Below are 13529 nucleotides of genomic sequence, written 5' to 3' on the forward strand. Positions count from 1 at the left end.
ATGACAGAATCTGATCCATTGCAAGAAGAATCGAATTATATTCCTTACTGTATCGGCAACATTCGCCATAATGGCGTTGTAAGTACCAGTAACCGTTTGATTCGTCCTATTGAGTTATCAGCCAATGAGTATAAGGCGCTTTTGTATGCAATGGCGGTTGCAAATTATAGTGAGAAAAATAGGGTAGATGGCGAAATAACCGAGCAAACCTATATTTATTTATATAAGGATGATCTGGCTGATTTGCTCGGATTGAATAAACGCAATTCAATTAATGTTGCAATAGATCGGATCTATAAAGAGCTTTCATCCCGGGTAGCTCATTTTATTATTGAGGAGCCTGCTGATAATGGTAAGAGAAAGACTAAAAAAGTACATTCTGTCGTTCCCATTATCCGTGAGTTAAGATGGGAAGATGACTCTAAAAATGCAATTCAGATTCGTTTTACCAGTGAGGTGTTGCCGTATTTCACTCAACTGGCTGGGGGTAATTTTACTACCTATCAGCTAAAACATCTTTTTGCCCTAGATTCTGTTGCCAGTATGAGTCTTTATACTTATTTCATTAAAAACGAATTTAAGTACGCCAATCAAAAGAGTTATGAAGTGCCATTACTTTTAGAAAACTTGAAAGCACTGATTGATATTAATGAAACCAAATATGATCGCTGGGTAGATTTTAGACGCTATGTATTAGACAAAATAGTGGCAGAAATTAACGAAAATACAGATCTACAATTAGAGTATGAAACCGTTAAGAAAGGCCGTCCAATTGTAGGTGTGAATTTTAAACTACATCATCGGATTGCTGATAAGGCACTGGATGAAATTGCAGTGATCGAAAAAATCTATCTTGATGTTCCATTTGAAGACAATGCATCCGTAAAAGAATTAGGGGCTAAATTCGATACGAATGTACGTTCTTGGTATATTTTTAATAATGATGAAAATTATCAGCAGTTCAAGAAGTGGTTTAAAAAAGTAGGATGCCTCACTGACTCTCAAGCAAATATTGTCATTAATGACACTTTATTCCAAATGGATTTTGCTGAAATTGGTATGGGGCTGAATGACTTTAAACGAAATATGAAGCATAAACTTAAAAACAATCCGGAATTCGTTCAAAGTATTCGTGAAAGACTGAATGATATTTTTGGTAAAGAGCTGATCTAGCGAAAAGTGTAGCAACTTGCTACACTTTTTTAAATATATGTTTGTAAAGAATACAAGTGGTAAGGACCCTAGGATAAAAACGACTCTGTTGGATAAAGGCTTTAGATATAGATCTTCCCTAAGTTATCCAAATTCAAGTGACAACTTGGGTATGAGGTCTGCCTAATTCCTTAAATCTATTCAAAACGTAAGTGTTCGCTGAACACACCTTATGAATTCATCCTATAAGCCTTAATTTAGTCCCCACTTAAAAACAAGTGGGGACTAAATTTATGACTACAAATAACTAGGGTCTGTTGACATTTACTGTTCATAATTAACCCTATAAAGGTAGCCATAAAAATATACAGGCTAAAGCAACAGAACTTTGATAATTTCTTTTGAGCTTGTCATATCGAGTAGCTATTCCTCTAAATTGCTTTAATCTACAAAACATATTTTCAACTAAATGCCTGATTTTATATAAATACCAGTCCATATGGTCATTGTTCGATTGGCTATTCGTTTTCTTTGGTATATTCGCTCTAATCCCTGTTTTCCTGATCTGTTCACGCAGTGGTTCTGAATCATAGCCTTTATCTGCACATACCACTTTTGTCTCTTTTAAATCTAATGTTGATATTAAATCAGGTGCAACTTTAACATCATGTGTGGTTCCATCGGTAATAATGAAATCAATAGGATTGCCATCTGCATCAACAATCAAATGTATTTTTGAGGAGTTTCCTCCTACACTTTTAGAAATAGATTGATTCGCTATGCCGGCAGAATGTTGATGAGCACGTACATGAGAGCCATCAATAAAAATCCACTCCATATCGGGGCATGAGGCTAGTAATTTGAATAATCTAAGTAGCTTACCGCTGCTTGACCAACGATTAAAACGTTTGAAAATAGAGTTGGAATGACCAAAACAAGAAGGAATATCTCGCCACGGACAGCCTGTTCTAATTCTATAGAGAATAGCTTCAATAAAATTGCGTAAATTTGAGTTGTGGTGAATGGATAAATTACGCAGAATAACTTTCAACTTTTGCCAGTGTTGATCTGTCAGCATGGTACGAGGCATAGCGAATAGTAAAATTGGGTTTGGCGATTTGATTTTACTACTTCGCTATTTTTTTAAGCTAAAAGTGTCAACACACCCTAGACATCCATCACATCTCTTGAGAAAAAACGAAGAACATGCAGTGCTGAATTTAAACAGCAGATCGTTCAGGCTTGTAAAGCACCGGACGTTTCAATTGCTTCAGTCGCTTTGCAACATGGATTGAATACAAATCCCCTATCCAACTGGATTCGCTTAATTGATGGTAAGCTAGAGAAATGATCGCTCACCACTACCGAATAAACCTGCATTTATTGCTTTATCTTGCTCTGCACCATTAGATCCTACTCCTACTGACATGTTAACGGTTCAAATTACTTTACCCCACTCAAAATCAGAAATTGGCTTGAAATGGCAAGTATCAGAAATATCTGCTTTAGGAGAATTACTCAAGGCACTTGCAACATGATCCGTATCGATGAAATCTGGCTGTCTACCCAACCTCTGGATATGCGAGCAGGTATGGATACTGTCATGGCTCAGGTGCTGAGAGCCTTTGGCTATATCAAACCGCATTGTGCTTACCTATTCTGTAATACAAACGTGACCATCACATGAAAGTGCTGGTGCATTATGGACTGGGCATCTGGCTGTGTGCCCGGCGGCTGGAACAGGGAAAATTCCACTGGGCTAAAGTTCACCAGGGTGAAACCGTGGCCCTCAGCCCGGAGCACTTACAAGCACTGATCCAAGGTTTAGCTTGGCAAAGAATCGGTCTGCAGCAAGTGGTAACAATGCTCTAAACCAAGCTCGGCCATTCTGCTATTCTCCAAACATTCTATTTCCTCTGCGTCATGACCTCAAGCATACTGCGGCCATGAATACGCTGCCTGATTTAAGCCAACTGCCCCATGAACAACTGCTGGAATTTACCCGGCAATTGGCGATGCAGCATCAGTCTTTAGCATAATCAAAACAACAACTGGAACAATCAAATCAGCAATTAGATGCCAGAGTTCAACATCTTGAAGTCACCAATCAGCAATTAGATTCTAAAGTTAAATCTCTCTCTATTCTCAATCAAAAATACGAGCATGAACTTGCGCAGTTTAAACGGCATAAGTTCGCCCAGAAGAATGAACACTTAACGGCCAAACAAATCCATCTTTGGGACGAAGCGGTCGAAGAAGATATCGCCGCTGATGAATTAGTATAAAAATAAAGTTAGTAAATAAATTATATAAATCAAATACTTTTTTATTAAATATAAAATTTATTTGATTTAATTTTGTTAATTTTGGGACTGTGTTATTCTACTATTGTGACGCTAAAAATAACTTCCCTGTGCAGAAAAAAATGATGACACCATTGCTCATTGATGCATTAACAATTTCTGAAGGCAGGTTTGAAAAACCATGCCCAGTTTTAGTTTTGAAAATGATGTTACTCAATGAGGAAATGAGCGGGGAGTTTTCAGAAAAAATTAAAAATCAAGCATTACTACTGCTCGCGATATATCGTAAGTTACTGCTTGCTGTCGATAGGGACTTATGTAAGGTAAAAACTCTAAAGGATAGTGTGAAAAGAAGACACTGGGCTAAAGTGGATAAAGCACAGGACAAGATGGTGGTTGCAGGCCAACTTCGACTAAAGAGTTTAGATCCAGAAGAAATGATTTTATTTTTAAATACACAGCATTTTTTGAAAAAGCTGCCGATTTCCTTTGTTCAAGAATTGGTTAATTGGGCATCACCGGTGGTGAGTGGTAATTTTTTAATCGAAAATGTTTTAGCTGGTTATATCGCCCAGAAGCTTTTGCCATTAGAAAGAATTAAAGTGAAAGAGCTGGGCAAGTCTGTGCAACCATATTTTCATTTAGCTAACTTTTCTGTATTTTTACCTCGACTGGAGGAACTTTATCAAAAATATCAGCAGCAAATTGTTCGTGTGGCACCAATGGCAGAAGTTGCTTTGGCTTTAACAGACTTGAAGAAGGCAAGAGTCTATCGTATTCGGAGTAGTTCATGAAAAGTTATTTCAAGAAGCTCCTAGAATGTATTAATCAGAATGAAAATATAGAAGAAAAAGAACTGATCCAAGCATTATTTTTGTTGCGTGCACACTATAGCTTAGCTGGCATTGTTGTCATTTGTCAGCGAATCTTCACATTGATTGGGGATGATGAATTACCAGAATTTCGTGATGAGCTTAATACGTTAAAGATCATTAGTAGATTGCAGGATTCTGAGGAATATGCACATTTTTTCTCAGAAACAATAGATAGAAACAGACATACACCCACGCCATTACGTCCATACACTGGAGACAGTGGAATTTGTGATTTGCTATTGATTCAAGCAGGACGAAGTCGAAATAATGAGAGTTTTGATACAGTAATTATTTGGTTTTTAGAGCAAATATTTCACTTTCAAAAAAAAGTACATACCCTAGGGCTTTATAGTAGTTATTTAAAGGGTGATGGAAGCATAAAGCTGAAAGCTCAAAAAGGATCTCGTGTGTATAACGCCTTTTTAGCAATCAGGCTGTTGGGCGATCAAGGTAATGAGTATATTTTAGAACAAGTCAAAGAATTACTTATTCAAAATTCACCGAAACAACTGATTCATTTGATGTCTGCTGGTTCTGAAAATAAACGATTAAATGATGTTTTTTATACATTAAAGCTGTTTTTATCCCAAATTTGGCAAAATGATCCACTAAAAAATAAGAAGAAACGTCGAGAATTTTTACACCGTATAGGGTTAAAGCATAGAAAACTGATCTTGCAACGATACGGCTCATTAAGTATTGCTATTCAACCTTTAGAGGATGTAGATGAAATTCATCGTGGTCTAGTATCTGAAGTATTTGAGGATAATGAGATTGAAGAAGATGAAACACCATTGGAGCCATTGTTTACATTTTTTTTGGCAGAACAATCCGATTTAATTCGAGGTTTTTATGCCTCTAAGTCTACTTCTCAACATATTGAAGCTGCAAATGTTGGTTTAGTTTGGACCAAATCGCGATTGTCCTTAATTTCAATTCAAGAAATATTTAGGCTCTGTCAACCATCTCATACTGATACCAGCTTAATTTTACGCGCAAAATTAGCTTTAATATTAAGTTTACTCACAGGACGTTCGGTGAGTGAATTAACAGCGCCTCGTTTTAGTCAAAATGCAGATCAGAATAATATTGCTATTCAGTATGATCATACTTTATCTGCATATGTATTAAGTGTGTTTGCAGGGACACCGACACTCAAAAAAAAACCAGAAGATTCTAAATTTCATGTGCCATGGACCAATGAATTACATTTGGTTTTACCGATTGAACTCAATGATTTAGTGAGTCAAGTCAAAAATCTTGGGATTACAAGACATCATATGGCAGTTGAACGTGACGTGAGTGAACTGATTAACCGTGTACCTAAAGAGCTAGAAATCAGCCTCAAAAGCATTCGAGATATTCTTCCACGGTTGTTATATGATCATAGCCAAGGTGATTTAGCTGTCGTTAAAGCAGTGACTAATGCATCAGGTCGAAATTATGATAACTTGATTCATTATGCCTCTTTTGAACAGAGGCAACTTGAGCAACTCTGGGCTGCTTGTTTAAGAACGATAAAAATTAATATTCCTGAATATATATACTCTTCCAATAAGCGTGTGGGTAGCCCAATTGGAATAAAGATTGTTGAAATACAAAATGAAATTACACGAATAAAAAAGAGAATAAATCAGGCTTCTGAACATAAAAATTGGCAGGTGCTCTTTGATAGCTTGACGTTGTATACAGCATTATGGATGAATCTTGCAACTGCAGGACGAGGAATTAAGCAGCCCTTTCCAAAGTGGATCAGTCAGCAAGGCTGGGCATTGATTCAAGATAAACATCATCAAGATGAATCAACCGATCGTTATGTGCCATTGACGCAAGCGTTGATCAAACAGATTCAAGGTTTACGTGGTTTGATGGGAATGCTAGGGGAGCAAATTGAACCACGTGTTGATTTATCATCTTATGCTGTGCAACTTTGTGCTCCTCATCAGATTGAAGGTTTAGTTAGAAATTGGGCACGGAAGTTGGTTCGCTCTGATTATAATCAGTTACCTGGACGGTTCAAGGACGCTGGACTTGGGCACTGGATACGGGGTCGTCATCCATGGGATATGTTATCTGTATTTCCTGTATCAGCTTTTCAACAACAGTGGCTTGATGTACAAGAAAACTTGCAAAAACAATTAGGTTTCGAATGTCTTGAAGGTTTTGATTTTTTTAAAATCAAGCATATTCCAACATTTGTTTTAACCCAAGAGACTAAAACAGCTCAAGTAGAGACGAAGCTGAGAATACAATATTCAGAGAATGATGTAAAAGAATGGCTGAAAAACTCAGAGTATGAGTCCTATTGTCCGTTGATTTTTGAGGAAAATCCTGAGCCACAAGTAGCTTTAGAGCTTGGACATGTATTAGCTTCCCATTTAGCTAAAAATATAAACATTGATTTGCCAGAAGCCATAAAGGCATATTGTGCTTATATTCGCGATAAAACTAAAATTCCTTTATTCGTTCAACTTCCTCAAAAAGCTAATCGTACGTGGCTGACATCTGAAAATAGTTTTAGTACATGGAGTTATACTGAACAAAACTTACTTGATCTTATTCAGAAGGATTTAGAACATTTACCTGAACATCAAAATTGTGATATTGAAATAGGACGTTTGCTGGTTGTACTCTCCATGTATTCACAACTGTGCAGAGTGAGCCATTTACAAGCGATGTTGGAGTTTATTGCTTCTGATCAATATATAGTCGCCATGGGGAATAGTCGACTTGTTGAGCTAACAGTGAATAATGATAGATCTGTGACGAAGATACGCCGTACAGTACTGTTAAGTCCTTATGTCTCGACTTTAATATTAGTAGACCGACAGTATCTACAGCCCCGATTAAAAGAGATTTTAGCACAGTCAAGAAATCAACAAAGAACGGCTTGGCAAAAGTGTTTTAATACATATTTAAAACAAATAGGGCTTAAGTCAACTCTATCGTTAGCTCAATGGTTGAAAGCTTTACAGCAAAAGGTGATGTTAAATAGCACTCCGTTGATTGCAGGTTATATATCAGGCCAAGTCCTGACTGAAGATCTTTCAATAAATGAATTATTACGATTATCCGAATATGAAAAATTAACCACAGGTTTAGATAGCACTGAGCCAGAAAGTGAAATAGAAATAGGCGATGAGCAACTACATTTGTCTGATATTTTAGCGATGATTCAGCAACTAAAAGGTGAGTCTAGATCAAGCATTTGGCTTAAACAGCTTGCTAGTAATAAAACGAATCACTACTCAGTCAATTTATTAACATGCTTTGTGCAATGGTTGATTTTACGCTGTGATGCAGAAGAGTTAAGTCTACAGAATCGAAATATGATTCATCTACATTTGGCCATCGTCAGTGCAGGTATATTGGGGTTTTCAGAAGATTTAACAAAAGATAGCCAGATTGATGAAGATGTATTTCAAAAATGGATGGAGTTGACGCAAGAGCATTTTCCACACCGCAAGCATCTCGCTGCGTGGAATCGCTTTAGAGATTTTTTAATTCAATTAAATGATGATCGTATAAAGTTACACAAGCGTACAGCGCATCAAGCAAGTGCTAAGGTTTTTTCAAAAAATGAAGTGCGGCAGATCGTTCAAATATTACAATCTGTAGAATCTGGGGTGAATGATACTGCTTTACGTCTAGAGATTCAGCGTCATTTTCGTTTATCTGCGGCGATGGGTGTACGCCGTTCAGAGACACTTCATTTACGGCCCTTAGATATTGATGAGGATATGCTCCGAATTCGTCCTTATGGTGAGCATCAGTTAAAAACACTTGGATCAGAACGTGTTGTTCCGATGAATTTATTAAGTCAGACGATTCAAAAGGGATTAGATGATATTTATCAGAATAAAAAAGATTCAATATTAATGTCCGATGAGAACAGTGAGCATAGGCCTTTTTTTGATCAAATATCTCAAATATTAAAGAAAGCCACTGGAGATATTGATCTCAGCTTACATCATTTAAGACATACGTTTGCAAGTGTATATACTTTAAAGTGTTTGCAAACAGTGGTTGATTTTAAAGCGCTGACAATAGAACTGCCATGGCTACAAACTTGGATGCCATCGAATGAGCAATTTAATACGCTAGTAGGCAATGAAGGACAGGTTGGGCAAGGGATTAAGGCGATTAGTCGAGTGCTTGGACATTTACATGAATCGACAACATTAAAGCATTATATTCATATCTTATTTCTAGCTACTTATGCCTATAGCATGCAACAACAGCAACCCAATTTACATACTGCATTTTTTAAGCGAGTCATGAGTCGGAGTAATTTATTCAGGCATTTCCAAGCGATTAACCAACAGAATGGTAATCTAAAATATGAGTTGAGAGATATCATCGAAAAATATGTACTCAAAAAAAGACAAAGTCAGAGATGGGTAATCTATGCTCAAAAAAGAGGGAATTCGACGGGTAAAGTAATTAAACACGAACTGTTTCAAAAGATTGAAGATATTGAGCGGTATCTTATTTCTGGACAGGGGCAGCCACAATTAGATATTGAGTCCTGGAAGAGAGCTTTAATTACGATGTCAAAAATTCCTTCAGGTAAACGTGGTTCAAATATAGGAAGACATTCATTATTGACACAAGGAAAATTAGCACGTTTGCCTGAATTACTAAGTGCTGTAGATTTTAATTCCGCACAAGAAATTTTAGGGCGATTTGATTATTTAGAACGAAACCAATCAGACACTTATAATTGGTTAATAAAAAAATGGTTGTATGAAAGTAATGTAACAAAAGTATTGATGCATTTTACGGCAGAAGATAAACCTATGCTTTCACTTCTTATAGAACATCAGTTTTTTCCGGTAGTGATGAAACATAATAAATATCATTATTTTAGAATAATGTCTCAACAAGCGTCATTAAGCGCCGTGCGATGGGTACTTGCGTGGTTGAGTGTACGATATTTAGCGATTGGAGATCATATCAGAATCTAAGTATATATGACTTACGCACGCTTTGTTACACAAAGGTTTGAAAGACAGCGCTACCTTAATTGAGCTAATTTCAAGTGACAACTTGGATATAAGTGCAGCCAAATTCTGTGAATTCGTTCGAGATAGCTACGTGTGCATGAATATCATTTACCTGACTAGGAAAATTTCTTGCTGCTCATTTATAGCTTAATAATAGAGACTTAAGTATTTTTTATGGATCAACAGAACCAAAAAACATCGCATTATCTATTGTGTTTTGTCTGCTGCTGGAAGCTATGTAACATGATTCCTTAGGGGAAATAGCCTAAGCTTAATAAGTGATTAAAAGACCTGAAAATCCGCGAATTTGATTTTTTTCTTCGCTTTCAATTTGATCCATATGATGTGGGTATAGGATTTTAGACCACGCCTATAAGTGATAATCTACTCCCCAATAAGCATGGGAAATGCTTGTTTTTGGAGTCAACCATGACACGAAGAAAACGTCGTAATCATTCAGCAGAGTTTAAAGTTAAAGTTGCTCTCGCAGCAATTAAAGGCGACCACACACTCGCTGAACTTTCTACTCAATTCGACTTACATCAAAACCAAATCATCGATTGGAAAAATCAACTGCTTGAGCAATCAGTCAATATTTTTTCACGACCAACAGCACAACAAGAACCAGAGATTGACCTCAAAGCTCTACATGCCAAGATAGGACATCAGGCATTGCAAATTGATTTTTTAGAAGGTGCGCTCAGAAAAATAGGGCAGCTGAGCGGCAAAAAATGATCGATAAGACCCATCAACTTTCGGTACGACAACAATCGCAATTGATTCAAATCAATCGCAGTACGTTGTATTACAAGCCCAAAGAGATTTCATCAACTGATTTGAGTTGGATGCGTCTAATCGATGAAATTCATCTCGACTACCCATTTATGGGCAGTCGAATGATACGAGATATGCTACAGCGTCAAGGACATCAAATAGGTCGGCGTAAAGTCCGACGTTTAATGCGCTTGATGGGAATACATGCCTTGTATCCAAAACCCAATACCAGTAAGCCTAATCTTGCACACCGTATTTTCCCATATCTGTTGAAAAACATGGTCATCGATCACTCTAATCAAGTCTGGTGTACAGATATCACGTACATTCCTATGGCTAAAGGCTTTGTCTATCTGTGTGCAATTATAGATTGGCATAGTCTTAAAGTACTGGCTCATCGAGTATCGATCAGTATGGAAACAGACTTTTGCATAGATGCGTTGCAAGAAGCAATTGTGAAATATGGTTGTCCAGAGGTGTTTAATACAGACCAAGGCAGTCAATTCACAAGCGAGGCATTTTTGAATGAGTTAAAATTGCGAAATATCCGTATCAGTATGGATGGGAAAGGACGATGGATGGATAATGTAATGATTGAGCGTTTATGGCGCAGCGTGAAGCATGAGGAAGTCTATTTGAAGGCTTACGATACGGTTAAACAAGCGAAACTATCAATTGCTGAATATTTGGATTTTTATAACATGATACGTCCTCATTCAAGTTTGAATAAGGCAACACCAAATGAATTTTATGATCAACCTTTACTAAAAGTAATGGCAGCATAATTTAAATATTTAGAGCGGATTTATCACTTATAAAACTGAATTGAGTGGTCTAATTAACGGAACCACATTAGTTCCGAGTTTGGGCTTACATCCATACTTATATTTTTATAAGGATCAGCGTTTTCAGATTACTTCTTTTCTTGCATGGTTTTCAATTGTGTATGAAATTCATGAAAGCCGCATGCAGATTCATCATCGAAAGATTAGTTTCAAGGACTTCACCCGGGTACGCCGTAGTATTGAGTTCTTGATCGCCAATTTCCCCGTGGCGACCACCGAAACGGTCGGCAAGTTCGGCAGTGGTATCAAGGGCTATGATCGGCTACAAATTGTCTATAAAGCCTTTATTTGCTTAAGCTTGGAAATGGAGGTTGATTTTGATGATGAGAAATGCCTGAATACCTTTATTCTGTCCATGTCTAAGGCCTTCAAGTACATAAACTTTAACGAGTTCTATGTCGAAAGGTTTTTGGGTGGTTATGATGATGCAGTAGTCAAGAATGTGGTGGGATATGTGGAGTCGATTAGTCCAATTTCTCGGTCAAAGCCAAAGGCCTTTTCGGCATTAACCAAGAGTCTGCTTAAGCACAATTTTGTGGTGGGTAATCATAACTTTTGCCTCATTTGTGATGGATTGATCTATCTTGATTCTACTGAATCGGATCATAGGATTGCCAAAGCCGTAGGTGGGCAAGGCGTTCTAGAGAATGGTCTGCTGGTTCATCCCATCTGTAATAGGATGAAATCAGATCTGAGCCTGGAAGAGATTAGAGCGGATTTGTTTGGTGAATTACTGTATTGAGCAGCAGAGGGGGTAAATTAATTTTCTAAAATTTATCAATGATTTAACTTTTGATATATTCAGCCAATGTGGTTGTTTTTAATTCACTTTAGAATCACAACCAGAAACTAGCTGTAGTTTCTGAATGACCGTCAAGGTCCTTAGTTTTGCCTATAGATTCCCCCTATGGGCATTTTTTTTTGATCAAAAACATGTATAGGTGACTTTAAAATAAACCTTTTAGCAATTCATACGCAATAAGGCTGATACCATTAGCACAATAAAAATGAGTTCCACTCTAGTTAACATCTTAGTTCCATTTACTTTTCACTTAATTTATATAGCAGTTAACTCGTAGCATCAATGAAATAACATAACATGGAAAATAATCAAAAAGACAGAATTTGGATTTTGATCAGATCTGCTGTTTACATGCTTCTACAGTAGCTTTGAATGTTTCACTTAACCTTTAAACTTTTTCTAAAATTAAATATATTTACATATACGTTCTAAAATTTGATAGAATTTATTAAAACTTTAGATTCTAAGTGTAAATAATGAGAAGCGCTAATATTCGACGTGATGGCTACTTAAAATTTCTGAATACATGGCAAGACCGTGATGTCATTAAAGTACTTTCAGGTGTGCGTCGCTCTGGAAAATCCACCTTATTGGCGATGTTTCAACAAGACCTAAAAGCACAGGGTGTACAAGCCGAAAACATCATTGCCATCAACTTCGAATTTATGGAATTTGAAGAACTCACCGATTACCGTAAACTACATGATTATGTATTGTCCAAAGTTGATAAAAGTAAAAAAAACTATGTTTTTTTAGATGAAATACAACATGTTACAAATTTTGAGAAAGTAGTCGACTCTTTATATGTTCGGGATTATATCGATTTATATATTACAGGCTCAAATGCATTCTTTCTAAGTGGAGAACTTGCGACTTTACTTACAGGACGCTATATCGAGCAACACGTTCTACCTCTGTCATTCCAAGAATTTAAACAGTGGCATATTGAAAATAATCCGATCATCCAACAATTATCCAATCGTGATTTGTATGCCATGTATACGCGCAGTAGTTTCCCTTATACGCTTGCCATGACTAGCCAGCAGGAAACTTATGATTACTTGCAAGCGGTCTATGCCAGTGTAATGTTTAAAGATGTTATTCCCCGTTTGAATACTGCCGATATTAACTCTCTCGAGCGTGTCGCAAGATATTTGGCAAGCGTGACAGGCTCACCTATTTCCATCAATAAAATTAAAAATACCTTTGTTTCAAGTGGGGTTAAGATTTCATTTGAAACAGTAAAACGCTATATTCAGGGCTTACAGGACAGTTTGTTATTTTATAGTGCCGCACAATTTAAAGTACGCGGGCGTGAGTTATTACAATCCTCTGAAAAATACTATTTAGTTGATGTCGGATTGCGCCGGATTATGTTGCCTGATGCTAATGCTGATCAAGGTCATATCTTAGAAAATGTGATTTATCTTGAGCTTGTCAGACGAGGTTATACGGTCTATGTAGGGCGGGTTGATGAATATGAAATTGATTTTGTTGCTGTCGATACTTTACAGAATTTAACTTATTATCAGGTGGCATTAGAAACGCTCAATGAGGAGACACTCAGCCGAGAGTTACGTCCATTACAGAAAATTTCTGATTCGTATCCCAAGTATTTGCTTACCTTAGACACGATAGGGACTGAAGCGAATTATAATGGTATTGTAAAAATGAGTGCTCTCGATTGGTTGCTATCTGAAAATAAGTAAAGTTGAGGGTAGACATGGATACTCTTATTTATTAATTAAAACTCAAAGACTTTTCAGCATCAT

The 13529-nt window shown here is 36.9% G+C and carries 7 protein-coding genes and 4 pseudogenes; 10 read left to right on the top strand and 1 reads right to left on the bottom strand.

Annotation, left to right across the window (positions count from 1 at the left end; all coding sequences use genetic code 11):
• Positions 1 to 1173, top strand: coding sequence for a replication initiation protein (locus tag AC3IT7_RS15005; RefSeq protein WP_100358213.1), 1173 nt, complete (start codon positions 1 to 3; stop codon positions 1171 to 1173).
• 303 nt (positions 1174 to 1476) lie between these two features.
• On the opposite strand, the pseudogene AC3IT7_RS15010 reads toward AC3IT7_RS15005, so the two are convergent.
• Positions 1477 to 2242 (bottom strand): annotated as a pseudogene (locus AC3IT7_RS15010) (IS5-like element ISAba31 family transposase).
• Positions 2243 to 2329: 87 nt separating this feature from the next.
• Between AC3IT7_RS15010 and AC3IT7_RS15015 the strand changes: the two are divergent.
• The 9 genes and pseudogenes from AC3IT7_RS15015 to AC3IT7_RS15055 all read left to right on the top strand — a co-directional run bounded on the left by AC3IT7_RS15015 (position 2330) and on the right by AC3IT7_RS15055 (position 13466).
• Positions 2330 to 2690 (top strand): annotated as a pseudogene (locus AC3IT7_RS15015) (transposase).
• Positions 2687 to 2839 (top strand): transposase family protein, encoded by a 153-nt coding sequence (locus tag AC3IT7_RS15020; RefSeq protein ID WP_489250038.1) that lies wholly within the window; start codon positions 2687 to 2689, stop codon positions 2837 to 2839. Before AC3IT7_RS15015 ends, AC3IT7_RS15020 begins: the two are co-directional and overlap by 4 nt.
• Positions 2836 to 3024, top strand: coding sequence for an IS66 family insertion sequence element accessory protein TnpB (gene tnpB, locus AC3IT7_RS15025; protein WP_005100789.1), 189 nt, complete (start codon positions 2836 to 2838; stop codon positions 3022 to 3024). Before AC3IT7_RS15020 ends, tnpB begins: the two co-directional genes overlap by 4 nt.
• Positions 3025 to 3098: 74 nt before the next feature.
• A pseudogene (locus tag AC3IT7_RS15030) lies at positions 3099 to 3431 on the top strand (IS66 family transposase); the annotation flags it as partial.
• A 146-nt stretch (positions 3432 to 3577) separates the two neighbouring features.
• Positions 3578 to 4249, top strand: a complete 672-nt coding sequence (locus AC3IT7_RS15035; RefSeq protein WP_034439774.1) for a hypothetical protein — start codon at positions 3578 to 3580, stop codon at positions 4247 to 4249.
• The gene (locus AC3IT7_RS15040) at positions 4246 to 9297 is read left to right on the top strand and encodes a tyrosine-type recombinase/integrase (RefSeq protein WP_489250039.1); all 5052 of its coding nucleotides are present in this window, start codon (positions 4246 to 4248) and stop codon (positions 9295 to 9297) included. Before AC3IT7_RS15035 ends, AC3IT7_RS15040 begins: the two co-directional genes overlap by 4 nt.
• A gap of 468 nt (positions 9298 to 9765) precedes the next feature.
• Positions 9766 to 10895 (top strand): IS3 family transposase gene (locus AC3IT7_RS15045; RefSeq protein ID WP_489250040.1). Its coding sequence is split into 2 segments (ribosomal slippage): positions 9766 to 10018 and positions 10018 to 10895, totalling 1131 coding nucleotides; the frame shifts between segments, so codons are not numbered across the junction.
• Positions 10896 to 10965: 70 nt separating this feature from the next.
• Positions 10966 to 11697 (top strand): annotated as a pseudogene (locus AC3IT7_RS15050) (HNH endonuclease signature motif containing protein); the annotation flags it as partial.
• Between the two features lie 536 nt (positions 11698 to 12233).
• Positions 12234 to 13466, top strand: coding sequence for an ATP-binding protein (locus AC3IT7_RS15055; RefSeq protein ID WP_001255534.1), 1233 nt, complete (start codon positions 12234 to 12236; stop codon positions 13464 to 13466).
• Positions 13467 to 13529: the final 63 nt, after the last annotated feature.

The sequence above is a fragment of the Acinetobacter sp. KH_038 genome, from assembly GCF_057839405.1.

Excerpts from the sequence above, each read along its gene's own strand:
- AC3IT7_RS15005 (WP_100358213.1), top strand. The coding sequence starts at position 1 with ATGACAGAATCTGATCCATTGCAAGAAGAATCGAATTATATTCCTTAC.
- AC3IT7_RS15020 (WP_489250038.1), top strand. The coding sequence starts at position 2,687 with ATGATCCGTATCGATGAAATCTGGCTGTCTACCCAACCTCTGGATATG.
- tnpB (WP_005100789.1), top strand. The coding sequence starts at position 2,836 with ATGAAAGTGCTGGTGCATTATGGACTGGGCATCTGGCTGTGTGCCCGG.
- AC3IT7_RS15035 (WP_034439774.1), top strand. The coding sequence starts at position 3,578 with ATGATGACACCATTGCTCATTGATGCATTAACAATTTCTGAAGGCAGG.
- AC3IT7_RS15040 (WP_489250039.1), top strand. The coding sequence starts at position 4,246 with ATGAAAAGTTATTTCAAGAAGCTCCTAGAATGTATTAATCAGAATGAA.
- AC3IT7_RS15055 (WP_001255534.1), top strand. The coding sequence starts at position 12,234 with ATGAGAAGCGCTAATATTCGACGTGATGGCTACTTAAAATTTCTGAAT.